The 24134-nt window shown below is 42.4% G+C and carries 28 protein-coding genes; 1 reads left to right on the top strand and 27 read right to left on the bottom strand.

The genetic code is table 11. The annotated features are described in order from the left end of the window. Window positions 1-144: 144 nt before the first annotated feature. The 27 genes from EKC99_RS09300 to gpr all read right to left on the bottom strand — a co-directional run bounded on the left by EKC99_RS09300 (window position 145) and on the right by gpr (window position 23647). The gene (locus EKC99_RS09300; RefSeq protein WP_021095102.1) at window positions 145-951 is read right to left on the bottom strand and encodes a pyruvate, water dikinase regulatory protein; all 807 of its coding nucleotides are present in this window, start codon (window positions 949-951) and stop codon (window positions 145-147) included. 12 nt (window positions 952-963) lie between these two features. Then, on the bottom strand, window positions 964-1593 hold the full coding sequence (gene ccpN, locus EKC99_RS09295; protein ID WP_042894011.1) for a transcriptional regulator CcpN: 630 nt from the start codon (window positions 1591-1593) through the stop codon (window positions 964-966). Between the two features lie 109 nt (window positions 1594-1702). Continuing rightward, window positions 1703-2464, bottom strand: a complete 762-nt coding sequence (gene recO, locus EKC99_RS09290) for a DNA repair protein RecO (protein WP_163151569.1) — start codon at window positions 2462-2464, stop codon at window positions 1703-1705. A gap of 19 nt (window positions 2465-2483) precedes the next feature. Further along, a complete protein-coding gene (locus tag EKC99_RS09285) occupies window positions 2484-2627 on the bottom strand; it encodes a YqzL family protein (RefSeq protein WP_163151567.1) in 144 nt (47 codons plus the stop codon). 99 nt (window positions 2628-2726) lie between these two features. Further along, window positions 2727-3635: a GTPase Era gene (gene era / locus EKC99_RS09280; protein ID WP_009374020.1), complete on the bottom strand. Its 909-nt coding sequence runs from the start codon at window positions 3633-3635 to the stop codon at window positions 2727-2729. Window positions 3636-3701: 66 nt separating this feature from the next. Beyond that, window positions 3702-4088 (bottom strand): diacylglycerol kinase family protein, encoded by a 387-nt coding sequence (locus EKC99_RS09275; protein ID WP_163151572.1) that lies wholly within the window; start codon window positions 4086-4088, stop codon window positions 3702-3704. Window positions 4089-4094: 6 nt separating this feature from the next. Continuing rightward, window positions 4095-4562, bottom strand: coding sequence for an rRNA maturation RNase YbeY (ybeY, locus tag EKC99_RS09270; protein ID WP_163151565.1), 468 nt, complete (start codon window positions 4560-4562; stop codon window positions 4095-4097). Window positions 4563-4622: 60 nt separating this feature from the next. Continuing rightward, window positions 4623-5585, bottom strand: a complete 963-nt coding sequence (locus EKC99_RS09265) for a PhoH family protein (RefSeq protein WP_009374023.1) — start codon at window positions 5583-5585, stop codon at window positions 4623-4625. 3 nt (window positions 5586-5588) lie between these two features. Beyond that, entirely contained in the window at window positions 5589-6776 is a 1188-nt protein-coding gene (yqfD, locus tag EKC99_RS09260; protein WP_163151564.1) for a sporulation protein YqfD, read from the bottom strand. Between the two features lie 11 nt (window positions 6777-6787). Further along, window positions 6788-7072, bottom strand: a complete 285-nt coding sequence (gene yqfC / locus EKC99_RS09255) for a sporulation protein YqfC (protein WP_009374025.1) — start codon at window positions 7070-7072, stop codon at window positions 6788-6790. Window positions 7073-7125: 53 nt separating this feature from the next. Continuing rightward, entirely contained in the window at window positions 7126-7473 is a 348-nt protein-coding gene (locus tag EKC99_RS09250; RefSeq protein WP_163151562.1) for a hypothetical protein, read from the bottom strand. 7 nt (window positions 7474-7480) lie between these two features. Further along, a complete protein-coding gene (gene floA, locus EKC99_RS09245) occupies window positions 7481-8470 on the bottom strand; it encodes a flotillin-like protein FloA (protein ID WP_163151560.1) in 990 nt (329 codons plus the stop codon). Next, window positions 8467-9129: an NfeD family protein gene (locus EKC99_RS09240; protein ID WP_163151558.1), complete on the bottom strand. Its 663-nt coding sequence runs from the start codon at window positions 9127-9129 to the stop codon at window positions 8467-8469. Before EKC99_RS09240 ends, floA begins: the two co-directional genes overlap by 4 nt. Window positions 9130-9218: 89 nt before the next feature. After that, the gene (locus EKC99_RS09235) at window positions 9219-9662 is read right to left on the bottom strand and encodes a GatB/YqeY domain-containing protein (protein ID WP_003393899.1); all 444 of its coding nucleotides are present in this window, start codon (window positions 9660-9662) and stop codon (window positions 9219-9221) included. Window positions 9663-9676: 14 nt separating this feature from the next. After that, window positions 9677-9850: a 30S ribosomal protein S21 gene (gene rpsU / locus EKC99_RS09230; RefSeq protein ID WP_003393897.1), complete on the bottom strand. Its 174-nt coding sequence runs from the start codon at window positions 9848-9850 to the stop codon at window positions 9677-9679. A 99-nt stretch (window positions 9851-9949) separates the two neighbouring features. Further along, entirely contained in the window at window positions 9950-11302 is a 1353-nt protein-coding gene (mtaB, locus tag EKC99_RS09225; RefSeq protein ID WP_009374029.1) for a tRNA (N(6)-L-threonylcarbamoyladenosine(37)-C(2))-methylthiotransferase MtaB, read from the bottom strand. 10 nt (window positions 11303-11312) lie between these two features. After that, window positions 11313-12062 carry a 16S rRNA (uracil(1498)-N(3))-methyltransferase gene (locus EKC99_RS09220; protein WP_163151556.1) on the bottom strand — a complete coding sequence of 250 codons (750 nt, stop codon included), beginning with the start codon at window positions 12060-12062 and terminating at the stop codon, window positions 11313-11315. Window positions 12063-12076: 14 nt separating this feature from the next. Next, window positions 12077-13015 carry a 50S ribosomal protein L11 methyltransferase gene (gene prmA, locus EKC99_RS09215; protein WP_009374032.1) on the bottom strand — a complete coding sequence of 313 codons (939 nt, stop codon included), beginning with the start codon at window positions 13013-13015 and terminating at the stop codon, window positions 12077-12079. 23 nt (window positions 13016-13038) lie between these two features. After that, window positions 13039-14160 (bottom strand): molecular chaperone DnaJ, encoded by a 1122-nt coding sequence (gene dnaJ / locus EKC99_RS09210; RefSeq protein WP_009374033.1) that lies wholly within the window; start codon window positions 14158-14160, stop codon window positions 13039-13041. 131 nt (window positions 14161-14291) lie between these two features. After that, complete coding sequence (dnaK, locus tag EKC99_RS09205; protein ID WP_009374037.1) at window positions 14292-16109, bottom strand: molecular chaperone DnaK; 1818 nt, start codon at window positions 16107-16109, stop codon at window positions 14292-14294. A gap of 13 nt (window positions 16110-16122) precedes the next feature. After that, the gene (gene grpE, locus EKC99_RS09200; RefSeq protein WP_009374039.1) at window positions 16123-16704 is read right to left on the bottom strand and encodes a nucleotide exchange factor GrpE; all 582 of its coding nucleotides are present in this window, start codon (window positions 16702-16704) and stop codon (window positions 16123-16125) included. A 66-nt stretch (window positions 16705-16770) separates the two neighbouring features. Next, entirely contained in the window at window positions 16771-17805 is a 1035-nt protein-coding gene (gene hrcA, locus EKC99_RS09195) for a heat-inducible transcriptional repressor HrcA (protein ID WP_009374043.1), read from the bottom strand. Between the two features lie 77 nt (window positions 17806-17882). Then, complete coding sequence (gene hemW, locus EKC99_RS09190) at window positions 17883-19025, bottom strand: radical SAM family heme chaperone HemW (RefSeq protein ID WP_035066669.1); 1143 nt, start codon at window positions 19023-19025, stop codon at window positions 17883-17885. A 47-nt stretch (window positions 19026-19072) separates the two neighbouring features. Continuing rightward, a complete protein-coding gene (lepA, locus tag EKC99_RS09185) occupies window positions 19073-20899 on the bottom strand; it encodes a translation elongation factor 4 (protein ID WP_163151554.1) in 1827 nt (608 codons plus the stop codon). Window positions 20900-20994: 95 nt separating this feature from the next. Next, complete coding sequence (locus EKC99_RS09180) at window positions 20995-21300, bottom strand: YqxA family protein (RefSeq protein WP_163151552.1); 306 nt, start codon at window positions 21298-21300, stop codon at window positions 20995-20997. A 9-nt stretch (window positions 21301-21309) separates the two neighbouring features. After that, window positions 21310-22479 (bottom strand): stage II sporulation protein P, encoded by a 1170-nt coding sequence (gene spoIIP, locus EKC99_RS09175; RefSeq protein ID WP_009374051.1) that lies wholly within the window; start codon window positions 22477-22479, stop codon window positions 21310-21312. Window positions 22480-22543: 64 nt separating this feature from the next. Further along, window positions 22544-23647: a GPR endopeptidase gene (gpr, locus tag EKC99_RS09170; protein WP_163151550.1), complete on the bottom strand. Its 1104-nt coding sequence runs from the start codon at window positions 23645-23647 to the stop codon at window positions 22544-22546. A 192-nt stretch (window positions 23648-23839) separates the two neighbouring features. Between gpr and rpsT the strand changes: the two genes are divergently transcribed. Further along, window positions 23840-24106: a 30S ribosomal protein S20 gene (gene rpsT / locus EKC99_RS09165; protein WP_004889444.1), complete on the top strand. Its 267-nt coding sequence runs from the start codon at window positions 23840-23842 to the stop codon at window positions 24104-24106. The last annotated feature ends 28 nt before the right edge of the window (window positions 24107-24134 follow it).

Here is a 24134-nt window from a genome sequence, read left to right as displayed (position 1 = left end):
TTCATCTATTTTACTTACATATCGGAAAGGTTCCTGATTATACCAAATCAGGAACCTGTCTTTTTTTCTCCCACAAACATTTTACTCATACTTTTATGAAAAAGGAAAAGCACATATCACACGTTGTGACTGTGCTTTGACTGCTTATTTTTCCCTTTTACGCATAATATTCATAATGACGTTCGCTGTTTCTTCGACTGCTTTATTTGTCACATCAATGACTTCGCAGCCCATTTTTTTTACGATCCCCTCAAAATATTGCAGCTCTTCTTTAATGCGATCAATGTTTGCATAAATGGCACGGTCATCTAATCCGAGCGATTTTAACCGCTCACGACGAATTTCATTTAGCTTCTCTGGACTAATTTTTAAGCCAAAACATTTTTCAGGCGGTACTTGAAACAATTCTTCAGGTGGATCTACTTCTGGAACGATCGGTACGTTCGCCACTTTAAATCGTTTATGGGCTAAATATTGTGATAACGGTGTTTTTGACGTGCGCGATACACCAACTAAAACGATATCCGCTCTTAAAATACCGCGTGGATCTCGCCCGTCATCGTACTTGACCGCAAACTCGATCGCTTCGATTTTTCGGAAATAGTCTTCATCTAATACGCGAATAGGTCCAGGTTCGCAACGTGGCTCCATTTGTAATAACTTTCCCATTTGCTCAATAAGCGGTCCGATAATGTCGTATACAGGCACTCCTTCACGTGCCGCTTCAGCTAATAAAAATTGACGCATTTCTGGTACAACTAACGTAAATACAATGATGCCGCGATTCATTTTTGCTAAAGCGACGACTTCCGATAACGTCTCCACATCTTCGACATAAGGAACACGTCGAAATTGAACGAGCGCCCCTTGAAACTGGCTCGCTGCTGCTTTTACAACGAGTTCGGCCGTCTCCCCTGCTGAGTCGGATACGACGTATACGATTTGACTCATGATTTTCCCCCTTTAAAGCACGTCTTCATTCGCTAACGCGACAAGCACCTTCGTCATATTCGTTTTCGTGATGCGCCCGACGACTTCGTACCCTTTGTCCACCTTTTTAACGACGGGCATCGCATCAATTTGTTTTTCAATTAATTTTTGGGCGACATCAATAAGTAAATCATCTTTTTCGCAAAATGTAATATTCGGCATGCGTGTCATAATAATATTGACAGGAATAGATGTCAACTCTTGTTTTCCGATGCTCGCGCGCAACAAATCTTTGCGTGACAATGCCCCAACAAGCAACGATTCATCATCTACAACAAACAACGTGCCAACATCTTCTAAAAACATCGTGACAATCGCATCATAGACGCTTACGTTTTCGTTAATGACAACAGGAATGGACTGATAATCGCTCACTTTCATTTTTTTAATTTTATCAGCAAGCAACTGTGTCCCCGTTTTTCCTGTATAAAAATAACCAACACGAGGTCTTGCCTCTAAGTATCCAGCCATCGTTAAGATAGCTAAATCAGGCCGTAACGTCGCCCGTGTTAAATTGAGCTTTTCAGCAATATGCTCACCTGTAATCGGCCCGTGGTCTTTGACGATTTGCAAAATTTGTTCTTGACGTTTATTGAGTTCGATTGTCGCTCACCACCTTACAATAGGCTACACTATACAATAGGCTACACTATAAGACCATATTATAATTCATCTTTATATTTTTGCAAACAAAAGTGGGAAGCGGACAACATTATATTTGTCCGCTTTCACCTTTTAGCGTATGGAGCTGCTGTAAAAAACGTTTCGTCTTCAGCGAAAGGCCCGAATATTCATCGTAATAAGCTGAAATAATCGTTTGTAATTGTTTTTTCGTTTCCTGCTTGACAGCGATTTGACCGATGCGAGACAAATCAACGTAGTAAAATAGGCGAAGTAATTTTAACACCGATGGAGTCATCGGGATGCGGTGTGGATCGTGCTCAAAACAACGGTGGCAAAGAAATCCTCCGTGTGCAATTGAAAAGGCAAACGTTCCTTCTTTTTCTCCACAAATAGCACAGCCATCTAACTTCGGATATAATCCGAATGCCGGAAGCAATTTCATTTCATATATGTACGTTAATACTTCGGCATCGAGCCCTTCATTCATATACGTCAATGTTTGTAAAAGAAGTTCAAATAAATACGGATTTGGTCGTCTTTCTTCGGTTGCTTTATCTGTCAATTCAACAATGTACGAGGCATATGCTGTTAAAAAAATGTCTTCGCGTATATGACGCATCGTCGAAAGCAATTCCCCTTGATGCAAACTACCAACACCGCGACTTTTTTGAACGAGGTATATGCCGTATGTAAATATTTGCGTAACAGAAGAAAGGCGGCTGCTTGGCTTTTTCGCTCCCCTTGCCATTGCAGCAACCTTCCCCCATTCGCGTGTAAATATCGTCACAATTTTATTCGTCTCTCCATAGTCAATCGTTCGAATAACAATGCCTTCACATTTTTCAAACATATAACATAACCTTCCAAAGTTAAAGGACGTGATAATCTCTTTCCGTTATATGATACGTGGAATCGCCGGCTTGCTCTTGCGTTTCGCGTTCTAGCTCCTTAAACAAAAGATACGTGTCAATATTCCCTGTTTGGCTGAACAATTTCCAGGTAAAATCGAGCATCGAACCACACCTTTCTCTCGTTAGTTGACGGTGATTGAGCAGCTCACTTGTAGTTTGCCCTTTTTGCGCTGTCGCAATGTCTTTTAAAATTTTACAGCATTAATACTCATCTTCACGATAGCCAAGGTCTCGCAACTGTGCCATTTTATTGCGCCAATCTTTTTGTACTTTTACCCATAATTCTAAAAACACTTTTGAACCGAGTAGCGCCTCAATATCCGCGCGCGCACGTTGACCAATTTCCTTCAACATTTGACCGCGCTTGCCGATAATAATTCCCTTTTGCGAATCACGCTCAACGATAATGGTCGCTGCAACATATACCGTATCGCCATTTTCGCGACGTTCAATCGAATCAATCACAACAGCAATGGAATGTGGCACTTCTTCTCGCGTCAAATGGAGCGCTTTTTCACGAATAAACTCAGCAATGATAAATCGTTCAGGATGATCGGTTATTTGATGCGCTGGATAATATTGCGGTCCTTCAGGCAAGTAATGTTTAATTTGTTGCAACAACGTTTCTACATTGTTGCCTTGCAACGCTGAAATAGGGATGACTTCGGCAAACGAATGGAGTGAGCGATATTGCTCAATGAGCGGCAATAAATCGTCCGGGTGCACTTCGTCAATTTTATTAATGACTAAAAACACCGGTGTTTGTACTTGTTTTAAACGTTCAATAATAAACTCATCACCGCGACCGAGCCCTTCTACAGCATTTACCATAAATAAAATTAAATCAACTTCTTGCAACGCGCTTTGCGCTACTTTTACCATAAAATCGCCAAGCTTATGTTTCGGTTTATGAATGCCCGGCGTATCAATAAAAACGATTTGCGCGTCATCTGTTGTGTACACACCTTGAATTTTATTGCGCGTCGTTTGCGGCTTATCGCTCATAATTGCAATTTTTTGCCCGATGACGCGATTTAAAAATGTAGATTTTCCTACATTCGGTCTTCCGATAATTGCTACGAATCCTGATTTATATCCTTCTCGAATCATACAAACCTCCATCGCATAAAGTATGCTTGCTTTTTATTTTACCAAAATATGAACGCGATTTCACTACTATTTATGAAAATGTAAAGAATTTTTAAAAAATACATACATATAAGGAAAGAAAATGGAAATCCCTATGATCACGGATATAAAAGCAAACACAAGTACAGCGCCAGCTGCTAAATCTTTTGCTTCTTTCGCTAAGGGTCGATACTCATCCGTCACTAAATCAACCGTCCGCTCTATTGCGCTATTGACGATTTCTAAACTCATCACTGCTCCAATCGTCAAAAGCAACACAAGCCATTCCATTTTCGAGATACGAAATATCGCTGCAGCAACGATGACTGCTATCGTTGCTGCGAAATGAATGCGCATATTTCGCTCATGACAAATAGCAATGCGAATGCCATTTAAAGCATATAATACGCTAGCGACAAATCGCTTCCAACGCATCATCGATCATCTCGTTAAGCCAAATTGTTGTAATATGAGCTCTTGTTTCGTAAACATCTCTTTTTCTTCTTCTTCTGTTTCATGATCATAGCCAAGCAAATGTAAAAAGCCGTGCACCGCTAAAAAACCGAGTTCACGCATAAAAGAATGACCGTATTGCTCCGCCTGCTCGCGCGCTTTCGGCACAGAAATGATAATATCCCCAAGCACAGGTGGTACATCTACACCGACAATTTCAATCTCTTCTTCGCCCATTTCTTCAAGGGCGAACGAAATGACATCTGTCGGCTGGTCTTTTCCACGATAATCGCGATTTATTTCGCGAATTTTTTCATTGTCAACAAACGTAACGCTCACCTCTGCACCATCTGGCACACGTTCTTCCTTTGCCGCATGTTGCAATAGTCTTTCAATCAGTTCCACTTGCTCTTCTGTTATCTCATTTGTTTCATCCATAAAGTCAATCACTAACATAAATTCTCCCTCTTTCTTTTGTTAAAGTGCAAAAAGGACCCACATCAACATGGGTCGCATTTACATTCCAGCATCTTCGTATGCAGCGATAATTTTACCGACGAGAGGATGGCGTACAACATCAGCTTGCTCCAAAAAGACGAATGAAATTCCGCTTACATTCGTCAAAATGTCTTTTGCAATCGCAAGCCCAGAACGAACTCCTTTCGGTAAATCGACTTGTGAAATATCGCCGGTAATCACCATTTTCGAGCCGAAACCGAGACGTGTTAAAAACATTTTCATTTGCGAAGGCGTCGTATTTTGCGCCTCATCTAAAATGACAAACGCATCATCTAACGTTCGCCCGCGCATATATGCAAGCGGAGCAATTTCAATCGCACCGCGCTCAATTAATCGTTGGGTATGTTCATGACCAAGTACGTCATGAAGCGCATCATAAAGTGGGCGTAAATACGGATCGACTTTTTCCTTTAAATCCCCCGGCAAAAAGCCTAAATTTTCCCCTGCTTCCACAGCTGGACGCGTCAAAATAATTCGCTTGACTTGTCCGTTTTTTAACGCTTGTACAGCCATCACAACCGCTAAATATGTTTTTCCCGTTCCTGCTGGACCAATGCCGAAAATTAAATCATGGCGCTGGATGGCAGAAACGTATTGACGCTGACCGAGCGTTTTGACGCGAATCGCTTTCCCTTTTGCATTTTTTCCGATTTCTTCATTGTACAATTCAATAAAATAAGAAATCGTTCCATTTTTAGCCATTTTTAGCGCATAAAGCACATCACGCTCGCTAATGACAATGCCTTTGCGAATAACAAGCAACAAATGACGCAACAACTCATCAACAAGCTCAATATGTTGTTTGTTTCCTGACACGCTTAACGATTCTCCACGCGTCACAATCGACACACCAAGTTCTTGCTCAATGCGCTTTAAATGAACATCATGCGTACCGAACAAAGCGAGCGCTTCATCTGCATTTTGTACGTTAAGGTGAATCGTGACAAACTGTTCCGACATTCCTCAGTCTCCTTGAATAATTGGTTGTGGTATCGCAATGTTTTCAATGACTTGGTAATGCATTTCTACTTTTACTTTACCATTCTCCTTCGCCTCATGCAAAACTTTTTCACCTTGAATGTTCGCATCCGCAGGTAGTTGTCGCTTTAACTGCTCACGCGCAATTCGTTTCGCTACCGCTTTTGCTTGTTCGTACGAATATTCACGAACAGCGATTTCTTTTTCACGCCACACGACTTTTTCATAAACAATCGGTAACGTCCATGTGAAAAAGCGGAACGTTTTTTCATCTACTTGTTTTTCAAATTGTGAAAACTGCTCTTCATGATCCCAGAAAATCGGGATTTTCCACGACCAAAAACGAACGTAATGTGTTTCACGCTTTTTTCCCGTCAACATATAAAACGTCGTTTTGATCGGAACAGCAACAGTAGACTTGTACCACGTTTCGCCTAAAATTTGACCGCGCGCTGGCACGATCTCTGTTTGCCCTTCTTTCCCAATAAAGCCGGAAACGAGTAATTGTCCCGGAACGACATGATCATTCACTTCTACCACCGCTTGACCTTGTTCAACAAACATGTACGTAATGACGGCTTTTTTCTTCGCAACAAGATGCTGGGGTGTATTCGATTTCGTTTCTGTCGGCTGCTTTTTTTCAACGACTTGACAATATAACGTCGTCCCGCGCCACTCCACACCAATCCACGTAATCGCATCTATCTTGTTGGTTAGCGTTCGTTGAATCGCTTCAGGAGGTGGAGTAACAAATTGCAACGCACCGCGCTCAACCCCTATTTTTTTCAATTCCTGCCTAACGGTATGTTCGACTTCTGGATTCGCCCCTGTGACTTCAATGCGCCAAATCATGTTAGATAATATAAACACGATACATATAAATGTAACGACTCCGATAACGATGCCGCTATTTTTCCACGATGCTTTTAGCCAAAACGGCGCCCCCCGACGATCGAGAACATATAATTTACAACCGCTTTTTCGCATCGCCGCTCGCACATGATGAATGTCGCGAAGGAGCATATGGCATGTTAGCGAATCGTCCCGCTCTCGCCTGACGTTCCATACATATATCCCACGGCGTGTAAATTCATTTAATAACCGCTCTAATCCTTTTCCAACAATACGTACTCGCAAATTCCCAGTCAGCTGATGCACCCATTCGTTTTTCACACCCGCCCCCCCTATTCTTCCAAATATAAAACTTGACTAATTTTCCCCTCGAGCAAAATTTCTTCCGGCAAAATCGTTTTAATGCTAAACGATTCCCCTTTGACAAGCAGCTGCCCGTTTTTTAATAACAAACGTAGTTCGCGATCTGTAAACAGAAGCAAACCGCGATGATTTTCTATGTAGATATGAATATGTCCAATCATCGTAATACGGGGGAGGTCAGCGACAACATCCGCAGGTAGTTCCATTTGATTCGTTAACCATTGTCGCATTTTGCTTTTCCACTTTCCGATCATAAACAAAACCCCCTTTCATCTCATATGTATGAGTGAAACGGGGGTTGTAGCACTTATTTTCTACCAAACGGACGCTTTGCCCGCGGTGGACCGAGCACTTCTGAAAAAATCACGCCTTGCACAAGCGGGTGTTTAGGTAATTTTCTCCTCTCCACTCGTTGCTCTTCCGTTCGTTGTGACACAATCATTTGCTCTTGTTCTTTCTTTATCGATCGTCTCGTTCGTGGTTCCACTTCGGCCATCACAACTGGTGATTTCTGTTCTTGTTGTTGTTCTTGTTGTTGTTTTCGTTCAATCGTTTCTTCTCCCACTTTCATTCGTTTTCCAATCCATGAAATAAATGATACTAAAATGAAAACGACAAATATGTTGTTTAGGAGCCATTCAATTAGCGCCATCATGTATTCCTCACTTTTTCTCGTCATCCGGATGTTGTGTCAATTTTCCGATGGAATCGCGCATGTTTGTATCTGCCATAATGTTTTTTAAGTTCATGTAATCCATCACGCCAAGTTTGCCGGAACGGAGTGCTTCCGCCATTGCAAGCGGCACTTGCGCTTCGGCTTCCACGACTTTCGCCTGCATTTCTTGCACGCGCGCTTTCATTTCTTGTTCAAGCGCAACGGCCATCGCCCGACGTTCTTCCGCTTTGGCTTGTGCAATCTTTTTATCCGCTTCCGCTTGGTCTGTTTGCAATTCAGCACCAATGTTTTTCCCGATATCAATATCAGCAATGTCAATGGATAAAATCTCAAACGCTGTCCCTGAGTCTAACCCTTTTGCTAATACGGTTTGTGAAATCATATCTGGATTTTCAAGCACTTTTTTATGATCGTCCTGGGACCCGATCGTAGAAACAATCCCTTCCCCTACACGTGCAATAATCGTTTCTTCTCCCGCACCACCAACTAATCGATCAATATTCGCACGTACAGTGATGCGTGCTTTCGCTTTCACTTCAATACCGTCCATCGCTACACCAGCAATAAACGGGGTTTCAATGACTTTTGGATTGACGCTCATTTGCACCGCTTCTAATACGTTTCGACCGGCTAAATCAATTGCCGCACAACGTTCAAACGTTAAATTAATATTCGCTCGCTGCGCAGCAATTAATGCGTTAACGACGCGGTCGACATTTCCTCCCGCTAAATAGTGGCTTTCTAACTGGTTCGTCGTCACATCAAGCCCTGCTTTTTTTGCCTTAATTAATGGATTAATGACACGCGACGGAATGACGCGGCGCAAACGCATCCCAATAAGTGTAAAAATGCTAATTGGCACACCAGAAGCAAGTGCGGAAATCCAAAGCATAACAGGAACGAACGAAAAGAATACAGCTAACAACACAAACCCTAACGCAACCGCAATAATAAGTAAAAGTTGATCCGGTGTCATACGATTTCCTCCTCTTTTTTGCATTCCCGAACGACGACTTTTAACCCATCGACGTGAATAACTTCAATCGGTCGATGTCGTTCAATATATTCTCCTTCTGTGACAACATCTACACGTTCGCCGTCAATGAGCGCCGTTCCTGCTGGCCGCAATACAGTGATGGCCACTCCGCGTTTCCCGATGAAATCCATGCGCGCTTCATGAGACACATATCCTTCTTCATTCCGCTGTTCGTCGGTAAGCACGATTTTTTCAAAAAGCGCCATCTTCTTTTTGCTCACCCGGCTAAGCCATAAGCCCATCATTAGCGCACTCACGATCGCTACTGCTAACGACATCGTAACAAACGGGGAATGTTTTGCGGCTAAAAATAAGCTCCAGACGAGCGTACCGAGCCCAAGAAAGCCAATGACGCCACCTGGCACAAACAACTCAATGACTAACAAAATAAGACCAATCGCAAACAACATCATCGCCCCAACGGTTGTTAAACCAGCTGCTAAATGCGATGAGAAAAAAAGCAAAAAACAAATGATGCTTACAGTTCCTTTCCATCCCCAACGCGCATCGTACAGTTGCCAAACAAACGTGACGCTTCCGGCAATTAACAAAAGCGCGGCGAGAAATGGATGGGTGAAAACAACAATTGGACCGGCCATGCTTTTTCCTCCCTTCACACTTATTATGTACGTATGAAAGAAGAAAAAGTTTCAAAAATTGAAAAACACCTTACGATATCGTAAGGTGTTTAACTTAAATGTTGTTGAACAAGTTTGTTTACGAGCGAGCCGTCCGCTTTTCCTTTCACTTTCGGCATGATCGCTCCCATCACTTTACCCATATCCGCTTTTGAGGAAGCGCCGACTTCGGCAATCGTTTCTTTCACGATTTGCACTAGCTCTTCTTCGCTCAACTGCTTCGGCATGTAAAGTTCAAGAACCGTAATCTCTTCCTTGACTTTATCAACAAGGTCTGTGCGACCAGCTTTTTCAAATTCTTGGAGGGAGTCTTTACGCTGTTTTAATTCGCGAGAAAGTACGGTTAATTCTTCATCTTCGGTCAACGTTTTGCCAAGTTTAATCGCTTCGTTTTGCAAAGCGGATTTCACCATGCGAATGACCGACAATTTGTCCTTCTCTTTGTTTTTCATCGCTTGCTTCATATCATTGTTCAAACGTTCGAGAAGACTCATAAATACACCCTCTTTTAATATTTGCGCTTTCTAGCCGCTTCAGACTTTTTCTTACGTCTTACGCTTGGCTTTTCATAGAATTCGCGCTTTCTTGCTTCTTGCAACGTACCTGTTTTTGAAACCGCACGTTTGAAGCGACGAAGAGCATCTTCAAGCGACTCGTTTTTACGAACGATCGTTTTCGACATCCTACTTCCCTCCCTCCGAACAAAACCGCTAATCCTTGGTACATGTGGAACATGTACTTTCAAAGTATAATATAACCAAGTTCATAAGTCAACTTCTTTTTATGAGCTTAATCGAACAGCTTCGTGATGATCATTCATGACACGTACAAATTCCCCTTCGTTATACGGATATCCAGCTTTTGTGATTTTCACTTTAACAAGTTGACCGACCATCTCTTCTGTTGCCGGGAATTTTACTTTTAAATAATTGTCCGTATAGCCAACATATAAGCCGCTCGCTGGATCTTCTTTGTACGGCTCTTCTGGAATGACTTCAAGCACTTGCCCTTCAAACTTCGATGCATATTCTTTTGCCAGTTGATCAGAAAGTGTAATTAAGCGATGAACGCGCTCATTTTTCACTTCCTCATCTACTTGATCTGGCATTCTTGCTGCTGGGGTGCCTGTCCGCTTCGAATATGGGAAAACATGCAGTTCAGAAAAACGCTGTTCACGAATAAACGCATATGTTTCCATAAACTCTTCTTCCGTTTCACCTGGGAAACCGACAATGACGTCGGACGTAACAGCTAAATCTGGGAATACTTCACGCAAACGCGCTAACCGTTCCGCAAAAAATTCCGTTGTATATTTGCGACGCATCCGCTTCAACACCGTATTTGAGCCCGATTGCAACGGAATGTGTAAATGGCGGACGATTTTATCCGACTGTTTTAATACATCAATGACTTCATCTGTAATTTGACTCGCTTCAATCGACGAAATACGCAATCGTTTTAATCCTTTCACTTGCTCATCGATGTCGCGCAACAACATGGCAAAATTGTAGTCTTTCATATCTTCTCCGTATCCACCAGTATGGATGCCTGTTAATACAATTTCCTTATAGCCTGCATCAACAAGCTGTTGCGCTTGACGAATGACTTCTTTCGGATCGCGTGAACGCATTAAGCCGCGCGCCCATGGAATAATACAAAACGTACAAAAGTTGTTGCATCCTTCTTGAATTTTCAGCGATGCGCGCGTCCGATCTGTAAACGCCGGTACATCCAATTCTTCATATACACGCGTTTTCATAATGTTGCGCACACCGTTAATCGGTTCACGCTGTTGTTTAAACTGCTCGATGTACTCTAAAATTTTTCCGCGATCTTGTGTACCGATGACGATATCGACACCTGGAATAGCCATCACTTCCGCTGGGGACGTTTGCGCATAACAGCCCGTTACACAAACGACCGCATCCGGATTGCGACGCACCGCACGTCGAATGACTTGACGGCTTTTTTTATCCCCTGTATTCGTGACTGTACATGTATTAATAACATATACATCGGCATGGCTTTCAAAATCTTTTCGCTCATATCCTGCTTGTTTAAACAATTGCCAAATGGCCTCTGTTTCGTAATGATTCACTTTGCATCCTAACGTATGAAATGCAACCGTTGGCACGTATATCACCTCACTTAAGTTCCCATTCATAAGACACCGCTGATAACGCATATAACGGTGCCGTTTCTGCTCGTAAAATGCGCGGTCCAAGACTACATGCGATGAAACCATGCTGTTTCAATAACGTCACTTCTTGCTCGGATAAACCGCCTTCTGGTCCAAAAACAATTAAGAGGGAGTTTCCTTCATCCATCTTTTGAAGAAGATCGGCAAAGGCACGATGTTTTCCTTCTTTCGCTTCTTCTTCATAAGCAATACATGTATAATCCATGTCACTCGCCCATGCAATGAGTTCACGAATCGTCATCGGAGCATAAACAGACGGCATATATGCCCGGTGGGATTGTTCAGCCGCTTCTTTCACAATTTTTTGCCAACGTTCCACTTTTTTATCACCTTTTTTCTCGTCCCATTTGACGATCGAACGGGATGTGATGAGCGGAAGAAAACCTCTTGCTCCAAGCTCTGTTCCTTTTTGTAAAACGAGTTCGTATTTATCTCCTTTTAACAGTCCGCTTGCGACATAAATGTGCACAGGCAGTTCAACATTTGCCTCTATCCATTGTATAATACGGCATCGGACAAAATCATTGGAAATTTGTTCGATCTCACAAAGCATCGTTTCACTACGCTCATTACAACAAAGAAGGCGATCACCTTCATTCATGCGCATGACCCGCCCAATATGATGGACGTCATCGCCAGAAATCATGACGTGATCGCCAACGATTTGCTCGTTACGTACGAAATATCGTTGCAACGCGAACACCCTTTTTATTGTTTTTTCGCAATAAATGCGATCCAATCTTCCATCGTTAACGTTTCTTCAATTGTGAAACCAGCGCGAAGAAGACCTTCTTTCACTTCTTGCTTTTTTGTTTGAATGATGCCTGACGTAATAAATACGCCTCCCGGACGCAACAAACGATACGCATCATCGACAAAACGAAGAATAATTTCAGCTAAAATGTTTGCAACGATGACATCTGCTTGTTCATCGATCCGATCAAGTAAATTGTTTTGCGAAACGGTGACGACATCGTGCACTTTATTTAATTTCACGTTCAATTTTGCACTTTCTACTGCGACAGGATCTAAATCGAGCGCATGAACACGTTTCGCTCCTAACATCGCAGCAGCAATACTTAAAATGCCTGACCCCGTACCGACATCGACGACCATATCACCTTGTTTGACCGTCTTCTCAAGCGCTTGAATACACATCACTGTCGTCGGATGCGTCCCCGTGCCGAACGCCATGCCCGGATCTAATTCAATAATTAATTCGTCGCTTGAAACACGTTCATACGTTTCCCATGTCGGAACGATCGTAAACCGCTCAGAAATTTTGACCGGATTGTAATACTTTTTCCACGCTGTCGCCCATTCCTCCTCGTTCACTTCGCTAATCGTAATTTTGTTTCGTCCAATATCGATGTTATATAACATTAAATTGTTAATCGCCTGTTTAATTTCTTCGACCGTTTCACCTAAAAAGCTATTTACCGGCAAATATGCCTTAATAATAACTCCTTCCTCGGGGTAATCGTCAGGATTGAGTTGGTAGATTTCCCCGTAAGTCGTTTCTCGTTCTTTCGTTAATTCAAACGGATCTTCAATGACGACACCACCCGCACCTGCTTCGTGTAAAATATTTGAAATCGCCTCGACCGCTTCGTGTGTTGTATGAATGCTTATTTCAGACCATTTCATGATCTACCAACTCCTCCTTCACGTTACTCCCCTTTAAATGCTCGCTTCACTTTCGCAAAAAAGCTATCTTCTTGTCCATTCCCTTGACTGAGTTGTTCAAACTCACGCAACAATTGTTTTTGACGTTCGGTTAACTTCGTTGGTGTGACAACGCGAACGCGAATATGTTGATCTCCTTTTCCATAGCCATGCACATTCGGTACTCCTTTTCCTTTTAAGCGGAATTTCGTACCTGTTTGCGTACCTGCTGGAATTTTCAATTTCACTTTTCCATACAACGTCGGCACTTCAATATCCGCACCAAGCGCGGCTTGCGTAAACGTAATTGGCATTTCACAATAAATATCATCGCCATCACGTTCAAAAAACTCGTGCGGTTCGACATAGAAAACGATGTACAAATCTCCAGGCGGTCCCCCGTTTATTCCAGGCTCACCTTGACCTGCTAAGCGCAATTGTTGACCGTCATCGACACCGGCAGGAATTTTGACATGAATTTTTTTCCGTTTTTTCACACGACCTGTTCCATGACATGTCGAACATTTTTCTTTAATAAAGTGTCCTGTGCCGCCGCAATGATGACACGGGCGACGATTTACGATGCGGCCAAACGGCGTCGCTTGTTCAATCGTTAATTGCCCTGTACCGTGGCAATGTGCGCACGTTTCTTTTTTCGTTCCTGGCTTCGCTCCAGAGCCATGGCACGTATCGCACGTTTCTTCACGTGGAATTTCAATATTTGTTTCCTTTCCAAAAACCGCTTCTTCAAATGTTAAACGCATCGTATATTGCAAATCTGCCCCTGCACGCGGTGCGTTCGGATCACGTCGACGCCCACCGCCAAAAAAACTACTAAAAATATCTTCAAAGCCACCAAACCCACCGAAGTCAAAATCAGCCCCGCCAAATCCACCAAACTGTTGGTTCGGATCCGTATGGCCGAATTGATCGTAATGGGCACGCTTTTGGTCATCGCTTAACACTTCGTATGCTTCTTTAATTTCTTTAAACTTTTCAGCTGCATCGGGCGCTTTATTAATATCTGGATGATACTGCTTTGATAATTTTCGATACGCTTTTTTAATTTCTTCTTTTGTTGCGTTTTTACTCACGCCGAGCACTTCATAATAGTCTCGTTTACTCATGATCACCCACTCCCGACTCGTTCACATGAACGTAATTTTATCATTGTCTCAACTTGTTGCGCAATACATTTGATGTTTCCATAGCAAAAAAGTCAAAGCCAAGGCAGGCCTGACTTTGACTTTTTGTTTGTTTACTTATCTTCTTTCACTTCTTCAAATTCCGCATCGACGACGTTGTCGTCTTTTTTTCCTTCGCTTTGTTGTGCTTGCGCTTGTTTAGCCGCTTGTTCATATAGCTTAACAGAAAGCTGTTGCACAACTTCTTGCAACGCGTTTTTCTTCGCGCGAATGTCTTCGATATCTTTGCCATCAAGCGCTGCTTTTAATGCATCTTTTGCTTCTTGCGCTTTTTTCACATCCGCTTCGTCTACTTTTCCTTCTAATTCTTTTAACGTTTTTTCTGTTGTGAAAATGAGATGGTCTGCTTCGTTGCGAAGTTCCACTTCTTCTTTTCGCTTCCGGTCTGCTTCTGCATTTTCTTCTGCTTCTTTAATCATGCGTTGAATTTCTTCTTCAGACAAACCAGAAGAAGATTTAATTGTAATCGACTGCTCTTTATTTGTACCTAAGTCTTTCGCGCGCACGTGCACAATACCGTTTGCGTCAATGTCAAATGTGACTTCAATTTGTGGTACACCGCGCGGAGCTGGCGGAATGTCTGTTAATTGGAAGCGACCGAGCGTTTTGTTATCGGCAGCCATCGGACGTTCACCTTGTAAAACGTGAATGTCTACAGCCGTTTGGTTATCTGCTGCCGTTGTGAAAATTTGCGACTTGCTTGTCGGAATAGTTGTGTTGCGTTCAATTAATTTTGTAAAGACGCCACCCATCGTTTCAATACCGAGCGAAAGCGGTGTTACGTCTAATAATACGACGTCTTTTACGTCCCCTGCGATTACTCCACCTTGAATCGCTGCACCGATCGCAACAACTTCGTCTGGGTTTACTCCTTTATGTGGCTCTTTGCCAATTTCTTTTTTAATCGCTTCTTGAACAGCTGGAATGCGCGTTGAACCACCAACAAGAATGACTTTGTCGATATCTGCAGGCGTCAATCCAGCATCTTTTAACGCTTGACGAACAGGTCCCATCGTACGCTCAACTAAGTGCGCTGATAATTCTTCAAATTTTGCGCGCGTTAACGTCATTTCTAAGTGAAGCGGACCGTTTTCGTTTGCGCTAATAAACGGCAATGAAATTTGCGTTTGCATCACGCCAGAAAGCTCTTTTTTCGCTTTTTCTGCCGCGTCTTTTAAACGTTGCAACGCCATTTTATCTTTTGATAAATCGATGCCGTGTTCTTTTTTGAACTCTTCAACTAAATAATCGATGATGACTTGGTCAAAGTCGTCACCACCAAGATGGTTGTCACCAGCTGTCGCTTTTACTTCGAATACACCATCACCTAATTCAAGAATCGATACGTCAAACGTACCTCCGCCAAGGTCATATACGAGAATTGTTTGATCTTCATCCATTTTATCTAATCCGTATGCTAACGCAGCTGCTGTTGGCTCGTTAATAATGCGCTCGACTTCTAAACCAGCAATGCGGCCAGCATCTTTTGTCGCTTGACGTTGTGCATCGTTAAAGTAAGCCGGAACAGTAATCACAGCACGTGTAACAGGTTCACCTAAATACGCTTCCGCATATGATTTTAAGTATTGCAAAATCATTGCAGAAATTTGTTGCGGTGTGTATTCTTTTCCTTCTACTTGTACTTTATAGTCTGTGCCCATATGGCGCTTAATCGAAATAATTGTATTTGGGTTTGTAATCGCTTGGCGTTTTGCCACTTCACCGACTAAACGCTCACCGTTTTTAAACGCAACGACAGACGGTGTCGTGCGACCTCCTTCTGGGTTTGGAATAACTTTTGGCTCCCCGCCTTCTAACACAGCGACGCAAGAGTTTGTTGTACCTAAGTCAATACCGATAATTTTGCTCATACATAATCCCTCCTCATTGATTTACTTTGACCATTGCTGGACGAATGACACGATCTTTTAATTTGTAGCCTTTTTGGAATTCTTCTATAACTGTATTTGGCTCGTAGTTTTGATCATCTACTTGCATCACCGCTTGATGCACATGCGGGTCGAACGGTTTTCCAACCGATTCAATGACTTCGACCCCTTCTTTTTTGAGCGCTTCAATGAATGCGCGATAAACCATTTCCATTCCTTGCAATAACGACTTTGCTTTTTCATCTTCTACTTGCACTTGTAACGCGCGTTCAAAGTTATCTAAAATCGGCAATAAATCAGAAACTAAACTTTGCGCGCGGTATTTTTCTGCAGCTTCCATATCTAAACGCACACGGCGACGATAATTGTCAAAGTCGGCATGGAGGCGAAGAAAACGATTTTCTGTTTCTGCTAACTTCGCTTCCAATTGAGCAATTTTTTCGTATGCAAGCGCTAATTCGTCTTGCTCTTCTTGTTGTGTTTCTTCACTTTGCGCTTGCTCCTCTTGCACTTGCTCGTCTTGTACGTCTTCAGATTGTTCAACAGTTGCATCATATGTACGCTGTTCTTTCTCCATCTTCTCACCTCCCTAAAAAACTTGAAAAGCGGATGGGGAAATTCCCCATCCATAATATTGACATCGCTAATCTTTTTGATACCACATCGATAACACCTTCGACAAATCCGTCGCAACAAGGTTTAATAGTGAAATGACGCGCGAATATTCCATGCGAGTTGGTCCAAGAACAGCGATCGTACCGAGCTTTTCACCATCGACAGAATACGTCGCTGTAATTAAACTGCAGTTTTCCATTCCTTCTACATCGTTTTCTGTGCCAATTTTCACTTGAATGCCTTGTTGCTTATGCTTCCTTAACAAACGATAAAACTCTTTTTCTTGTTCAATGACATTCAGCAATGCGCGAAGCTTATCGATGTCGCTAAACTCCGGTTGACGAAGCATGTTCATTTTTCCGCTTAAAAACATTTGCGCAGGCGCGTTTAAATCTAAAGAAGACGAAATCATTCGCAACATGTGGTCGTAGCTTTGGATGTGTTCGCGAAGCACGTGCGCAACTTCTGTTTGAATTTTATCTGTTAAATCTTCTAAAGGAACACCTGTCAACCGCTCATTTAAAATGTTGACCATCTTTTCGACGTCTGATGGTGGAATAGACGGTGGGAGCGTCACGACGTGCTTTTCTACATACCCCGTATCCGTCACAATAATGGCAACGGCTGTTTCTGCATTTAGCGGAACGATTTGAATCGTTTTTAGCTTATGTTCCTTTACTGAAGGACCGAGCACAACGGTTGTATAGTTCGTTAAGTCCGATAAAATTTGCGCCGATTTTTGAATAAGCTTTTCTAATTCGTATATTTGCTCATGAAAAATCGATTGAATCGTTTGTACATCTTTTTGTGTTAACCGAACAGGCGGCAATAAATGGTCAACGTAATAACGATATCCTTTTTGAGACGGAACGCGACCAGAAGAAATATGTGTTTTTTCGATAAAACCAAGCTCTTCTAAATCGGCCATTTCGTTACGAATTGTCGCTGAACTAAACGTGATTTGCTCTTTTTTCGATAACGTTCGTGAACCAACAGGTTGCCCAGAACGAATAAAATCATCGACAATAATTTTTAAAATTAACAATTGGCGATCTGTTAGCAACGCTCATCACCTCTGTTAGCACTCTAACAAAGTGAGTGCTAAATCTACTATTAAGGTATCAAATTGCACTTGTCGTGTCAAGATGAAACGCCAAGAAACGATTGAAATACTTCGTTTCCGAGCAATTTGCCGCGATGGGTAAGAAAAATCGCTTCCTCTGTCTCTTCAAGCAATCCGTTTCGTTTTTGCAAGGCAATGGCTTCACCGAACACGTCATGCACCGTTTTTCCATATCGCATGAAAAATTCATTTTTATTTACCCCTTCGATTTTTCGTAAACCAAGAAACATATGCTCTTCCATTTGCTCTTCTTTTGACACAACATGCTCGTCTACATGTGGCCACTGCCCTTGCTCAATGAGCTGTATATATTTTTTAATCGGACCAGCATTTACATGTCTTATGCCGTTCATATAGCCATGAGCTCCTGCACCAAATCCGTAGTAATCATCGTTATTCCAATATGTCATATTATGACGGCTATCAAACCCTTTTTGAGCATAGTTGCTTAATTCATATTGTCTATATCCATGTTGTTCCATTTGTTCCATAATCATTTCATACATATATGCTTCTTCTTCTTGACTCGGCAACGGCAACGTCTGTTTTTTCATCAAGTTGTAAAATACGGTTTTAGGCTCAATAATGAGCGAGTAGGCAGACACATGTTGAATCGGAAGCGAAAACGTTATACGTAACGTTTCTTTTAGATGGTCGATCGTCTGTGTCGGCAATCCGTACATTAAATCGATATTTATATTATGAAAGCCGAGCTTGTGCGCGCGCTCAATCGTCTCGATTGCTGTTTCTTTCGTATGGGTACGTCCGATGCGTTGGAGCAATTCACGATCGAACGTTTGCACGCCAAAACTGAGGCGGTTCACTCCCCATTCCTTGAGCACGTATAACTGCTCATCGCTCACTTCATCCGGATTCGCTTCAACGGTGAACTCGACATCGGAAGCGAGCGAAACGATGCGGTGAATGGCACGCAATAATCGATCAAGCTGTTTGGCAGTCAACGACGTCGGTGTTCCTCCTCCGATAAATACCGTTTGCAATTGCGATGTCGGAACACGTTCAAACGTCCGTTCCATTTCGATGATTAACGCATCGATATAAGCGTCAACCGGTTGCTGATGTAAAAATACTTTATTGAAATCACAATAATGACAAATGTGCGTACAAAACGGAATATGAATATATGCTGCTTGAATCATTTACTTCACCCTTTTCTATGCAAAAAACCGCAGAAACATTCTGCGGTTTATTTTTGATCGTCCATCTTTAACACAGCCATGAACGCTTCTTGCGGCACTTCAACGGAGCCGACTTGTTTCATGCGCTTTTTCCCTTCTTTTTGCTTCTCAAGCAACTTCCGCTTACGCGAAATGTCCCCACCGTAACATTTCGCTAATACGTTTTTGCGCAACGCTTTAATTGTTGAGCGCGCAATAATTTTATTGCCGATGGCAGCTTGCACAGGTACTTCGAATTGTTGGCGCGGAATTAAATCTTTTAACTTTTCAACGATGACTTTTCCGCGATCGTATGCTGAATCGCGATGAACAATAAACGATAAAGCGTCGACTTTTTCACCGTTTAATAAAATGTCCATTTTTACAAGTTTAGACGGCTTATAGCCAATCAACTCGTAGTCAAACGATGCGTATCCTTTCGTGCTCGATTTTAAAATGTCAAAGAAATCGTACACAATTTCAGCAAGCGGCAATTCATATGTGAGCGTTACACGTCGCTCGTCTAAATATTGCATATCGCCAAAAATGCCTCGTTTCTTTTGGCATAGTTCCATGACAGGACCGACGTAGTCGTTCGGTACCATAATCGTTGCTCTCACGTACGGCTCTTCGACGCGATCAATTTTTTGTGGATCTGGCATGTTTGACGGGTTATCGACCGCTAACTCCGTTCCGTCCGTTAAATATACTTTGTATATAACGCTTGGCGCTGTCGCAATAATATCAATGTTAAACTCGCGCTCTAATCGCTCTTGAATAATTTCCATATGCAAAAGCCCTAAAAAGCCGCATCGGAAACCGAAACCGAGCGCTTGGGACGTCTCTGGTTCAAACTGCAATGCCGCATCGTTTAACTGGAGCTTTTCTAACGCCTCGCGCAAATCGTTGTAGCGCGCTGTATCGATTGGATACAAACCGCAAAACACCATCGGATTTAAACGACGATACCCTGGAAGCGGTTCGCTTGCTGGGTTGTCCGCATGCGTAATCGTATCCCCGACACGCGTATCGCTCACGTTTTTAATCGATGCCGTTAAGTAGCCGACATCGCCAACGGTCAATTCATCAACGATTTTCGCTTTCGGCGTGAATACCCCGACTTCAACGACTTCAAATTCTTTTCCTGTCGCCATCATTTTAATTTTTTGACCTGCTTTCACCGTTCCTTCTACGACGCGAATGTATGCGACAACGCCGCGATACGGGTCATAAAGCGAGTCAAAAATAAGCGCTTTAAGCGGTGCATCTGGATCTCCAGATGGGGCAGGAATTTTTTGAACAATTTGCTCTAAAATTTCATCAATTCCAATGCCAACTTTCGCTGATGCTAAGACAGCTTCTGATGCGTTAAGACCGATTACATCTTCAATTTCTTGACGAACACGCTCAGGGTCCGCACTTGGTAAATCAATTTTATTAATGACCGGCAAAATTTCTAAATTGTTATCAATCGCTAAATATACGTTAGCAAGCGTTTGAGCCTCAATGCCTTGCGCTGCGTCAACGACTAAAATCGCCCCTTCACACGCCGCTAAACTACGCGACACTTCGTACGTAAAGTCGACGTGACCAGGCGTATCAATTAAATGTAAAATGTAATCTTCTCCATCTTTCGCTTTGTAATGAAGCTGGACTGCATTTAATTTAATCGTAATGCCACGCTCGCGCTCTAACTCCATTGAATCGAGCGCTTGTTCTTTCATCTCGCGCTCAGACAGCGCACCCGTCTTTTCAAGAATGCGGTCAGCAAGCGTAGATTTGCCGTGGTCGATATGTGCAATAATGGAAAAGTTGCGAATGCGATCCCTTCTTTTTAGTCTCTCTTCACGATTCATCTATGTTCCACTCCTATAATTTCCGAAATACGCTAGCTTTGATTATAGCAACAACGTTCGCAATATTCAACGCAAAATAAAGAAAAGGCGGATCGTTATCCTGCCTTTTGCATAAATGAGAGCATATGTTCAACGAGCGAATGAACGAACGTCGCAAGTTTTTGTCCCGCTTTCGAAAACATGTTAAACGTCTCCATTTGTTGCAATTTTTCTTTTTTTTCTTCAATCGATTGCCCAAGCACGATCGTTTCATCTTTTGATACGTGTATCACTCGCTCAAGCGATGGATCGTTATACCCTTTCATTTTGCGCATCCCTTCGTTCGCTTGCTGCATGCCGAGCAATACACCTACTAAAAAAATGACGGCGATGAGTAAACTTTGAATCGTAAATCTTACCATCTTACTCCCCTACTTTTTTTCTGCCGGTTGTGTCGCATTTACTTTTTCTGCTTGCCAATAATATTCGCTAAATACATCTGCTACAGCTGATGCTGTTCGATACAATTCTTGAAACGTATTATCCACACCGCCAAACTCGATTAAAATCGCATTTTCCGATAAATCTTGATTAAATTTCCCGTTTGTTCCGACCCCTTTTTTCTCGAATGTTCCGCGGCTTAGCCCAGGATATTTTTTTTCAAGCAGTTCGTGCAATTTCGTCACAAGCTGTAAGTTTTTTTCATACTTTGCATTTTCGCCGCCGATAATAAACGACACTCTCGCATAGTCAACGCCGTTAATCGTCACCGTCGTATCATTGCGGCGTCGAGAATCACGATGAATGTCAATTAAATATTGAACGTCACGATTGTTTGCCATCGCTTCCACAACCGTTTTACGCGACATATCATACGCTTGATAATATTCCATATTGTTTTTTAACAATTTCCCGATAAAATCGGTCGTATCAACAACAACACCGATGCCGCGCTTCTCTAGTTCTTCGCCTAATTTTTTTCCGACTTTCGTTACATTCACCGTCGGATGATGGGCAAAGTTAGGGTTCGTCACCCCTTTTAATGCAGGCAAATACGATTCTTGCGTATGTGTATGATAAATATAAACAACTTTCTTTCCTCCTGTCGTTTGGGAAGGGGCGGGAGCAGGAGGCGTTTCTTCCTCCTGAAGCTGCTCTTGTGCTGCTTCTCGCTCAGCTAACAACACTTCTAACGGAGGGGGTGACTCGTACGGAATGTTTGTAAAGTTCGTTCCTTCACCAGCTAAAATAATTTCGCTATCATACAGTGAAAAACCGGGTAACTCCCGTCCTAACAAACTGCGCGGATCATGAAAATTCACGCTCGTTGTCATTTGAAAAAAATATGTAGAATACGGCAGTTGCTGTTTTTCTTTCGGGAGCATCTCACGAAAATACACATTTTCAAATGAAAGTACATATACAAGCGATTCTGCAGCAAAGCGATTCGTCATTTCATGAACAGAAGAAGAAGAAAGGCGATATGTCGACGTCGCTGTCATTGTCGCGACAACTGTTATCGTACTAATAAACGTAAACAAAATGAATATAATCCACTTTTTTATACTTGTTCCGTGAACGGTCACCATCATTTTCTTCACTTCACCCTTTCAAAGCTTGTCTACTCTATCAATATGACAGCGCTTTGAAAGATAGAACGAAAAACTAATGCGTATATGCCCCAACGTTTTCCTGATCAATGCGATGATGTAACGCAGCGTTCAAACCGCTCGCTAATATGTTTGCCATTTCCTCAATAAATACATCGACCTCTTTTGGTGTAACCATTAAATTATGGCCGATCGGGGCAAGCACTTCGTAAATCAACTTCCTTTTTTCTTCTTCATTAAGCATGCCGACCATCCCTAAAAAAGCAGAACGATCCGATTCGCTCGGTAAATCTTCTTCCGTCAACTTTTTTTTCTTCCCGAATACGAGACTCGCTGGCGCAAGAGCACGAGCTGCTCGATTGCCTTCTTTCATCTCACGGCCGAGATGTTTTAACAATAAATCAATCGTGTCGCTTGCAATCGACACAGCATCAACGACCGTTGGGACGCCAATTGCAATAACAGGAATGCCTAACGTTTGTTTACTGAGCTCTTTTCGCTTATTCCCTACCCCCGATCCCGGATGAATGCCTGTATCAGAAATTTGAATGGTAGCATTTACTCGTTCAATCGAACGCGCAGCTAACGCATCAATGGCAATAATAAAATCCGGTTGAATTTTTTCAACAATGCCTGCAATGACGTCGCTCGTTTCAATTCCAGTCATTCCCATTACCCCTGGAGCGAGCGCACTGACCGAGCGAAATCCGTCTTGAACACTTTCAGGTTGCAGTTGAAATAAATGGCGCGTCACGACTAAATTCGATACAGCTAACGGACCGAGCGCATCAGGGGTGACTTCCGCATTCCCTAACCCGACGACAAGACAACTTGCTTCTTTCGAAATGCCAAGCTGCTGTAAAAACGTATAAAAATGTTTGGCGAATAGCTTCTCCACTTTTTGTTGCAAATCCGTGTCTTGTGTTCGAATCCCTTGCGCCTCAATCGTTAAATATTTTCCAGCTTTTTTTCCTAACGTTTTTGCACCTTCCTCTGTCACTTCGACAAACGAAAAATGAACGCCATCTTCTTCCCAATCGCGAATAAATACCCCTTCAAGTGACGTTTGTTGTTCATTTTGCAATCGTTCTTCAATCGCTATTTCGTGCGCTTCAATGGCTAAATCCGTTCGGACATTATATGGACGTAAATCGATCATACAGTCTCCTCCATCATTTTTTATCATTTGTTTTATCCATTTTCCTCCTTTTTCATACAATCGCACTTTTCCGCCTTTGCCCTATTGCATAATTAAGAGCAGTTTGGTAGAATATCACTTGTTCTTATTGTTCATCGAACTGTCGCGTATTGAACGTATATATTTGCGATCGGTTAACGGAGGTGAAAAAAAATGGCAAACATTAAATCTGCAATTAAACGTGCAAAAACAAGCGAAAAGCGTCGCGCTCATAACGCATCTATGAAATCAGCAATGCGCACAGCAATTAAAAAGTTTGAAGCGCTTGTTGAGTTAAAAGACGTGGAAAAAGCAAAAGAAGCTTTCGCATTTGCAACGAAAAAAATTGACAAAGCAGCTAGCAAAGGCTTAATCCACAAAAATGCTGCAAATCGCTATAAATCACGTTTAGCGAAAAAATTAAACAGCATTACAGCATAATGAAAAAACAGCTTGTCATACGCGGCAA

It is taken from the genome of Anoxybacillus sp. MB8 (assembly GCF_011006755.1).
GTDB classification, from domain to species: Bacteria; Bacillota; Bacilli; order Bacillales; family Anoxybacillaceae; genus Anoxybacillus; species Anoxybacillus gonensis.
The sequence above is the reverse complement of the archived record's forward strand: the minus strand, read 5'-3'. Positions and strand labels throughout refer to the sequence as shown.

Excerpts from the sequence above, each read along its gene's own strand:
- era (WP_009374020.1), bottom strand. The coding sequence starts at position 3,635 with ATGATTCGAGAAGGATATAAATCAGGATTCGTAGCAATTATCGGAAGA.
- grpE (WP_009374039.1), bottom strand. The coding sequence starts at position 16,704 with ATGGAGAAAGAACAGCGTACATATGATGCAACTGTTGAACAATCTGAA.
- EKC99_RS09285 (WP_163151567.1), bottom strand. The coding sequence starts at position 2,627 with ATGCTCGATTTTACCTGGAAATTGTTCAGCCAAACAGGGAATATTGAC.
- dnaJ (WP_009374033.1), bottom strand. The coding sequence starts at position 14,160 with ATGAGTAAACGAGACTATTATGAAGTGCTCGGCGTGAGTAAAAACGCA.
- floA (WP_163151560.1), bottom strand. The coding sequence starts at position 8,470 with ATGACACCGGATCAACTTTTACTTATTATTGCGGTTGCGTTAGGGTTT.
- EKC99_RS09250 (WP_163151562.1), bottom strand. The coding sequence starts at position 7,473 with ATGATGGCGCTAATTGAATGGCTCCTAAACAACATATTTGTCGTTTTC.
- prmA (WP_009374032.1), bottom strand. The coding sequence starts at position 13,015 with ATGAAATGGTCTGAAATAAGCATTCATACAACACACGAAGCGGTCGAG.
- EKC99_RS09240 (WP_163151558.1), bottom strand. The coding sequence starts at position 9,129 with ATGGCCGGTCCAATTGTTGTTTTCACCCATCCATTTCTCGCCGCGCTT.
- EKC99_RS09235 (WP_003393899.1), bottom strand. The coding sequence starts at position 9,662 with ATGAGTCTTCTCGAACGTTTGAACAATGATATGAAGCAAGCGATGAAA.
- lepA (WP_163151554.1), bottom strand. The coding sequence starts at position 20,899 with ATGAATCGTGAAGAGAGACTAAAAAGAAGGGATCGCATTCGCAACTTT.
- rpsT (WP_004889444.1), top strand. The coding sequence starts at position 23,840 with ATGGCAAACATTAAATCTGCAATTAAACGTGCAAAAACAAGCGAAAAG.
- EKC99_RS09265 (WP_009374023.1), bottom strand. The coding sequence starts at position 5,585 with ATGTCGGAACAGTTTGTCACGATTCACCTTAACGTACAAAATGCAGAT.
- hemW (WP_035066669.1), bottom strand. The coding sequence starts at position 19,025 with ATGATTCAAGCAGCATATATTCATATTCCGTTTTGTACGCACATTTGT.
- ybeY (WP_163151565.1), bottom strand. The coding sequence starts at position 4,562 with ATGTTAGTGATTGACTTTATGGATGAAACAAATGAGATAACAGAAGAG.
- yqfC (WP_009374025.1), bottom strand. The coding sequence starts at position 7,072 with ATGATCGGAAAGTGGAAAAGCAAAATGCGACAATGGTTAACGAATCAA.
- EKC99_RS09300 (WP_021095102.1), bottom strand. The coding sequence starts at position 951 with ATGAGTCAAATCGTATACGTCGTATCCGACTCAGCAGGGGAGACGGCC.
- dnaK (WP_009374037.1), bottom strand. The coding sequence starts at position 16,109 with ATGAGCAAAATTATCGGTATTGACTTAGGTACAACAAACTCTTGCGTC.
- rpsU (WP_003393897.1), bottom strand. The coding sequence starts at position 9,850 with ATGTCGAAAACGATCGTTCGTAAAAACGAGTCGCTTGAAGATGCTCTT.
- EKC99_RS09180 (WP_163151552.1), bottom strand. The coding sequence starts at position 21,300 with ATGGTAAGATTTACGATTCAAAGTTTACTCATCGCCGTCATTTTTTTA.
- EKC99_RS09275 (WP_163151572.1), bottom strand. The coding sequence starts at position 4,088 with ATGCGTTGGAAGCGATTTGTCGCTAGCGTATTATATGCTTTAAATGGC.
- recO (WP_163151569.1), bottom strand. The coding sequence starts at position 2,464 with ATGTTTGAAAAATGTGAAGGCATTGTTATTCGAACGATTGACTATGGA.
- gpr (WP_163151550.1), bottom strand. The coding sequence starts at position 23,647 with ATGATCGATTTACGTCCATATAATGTCCGAACGGATTTAGCCATTGAA.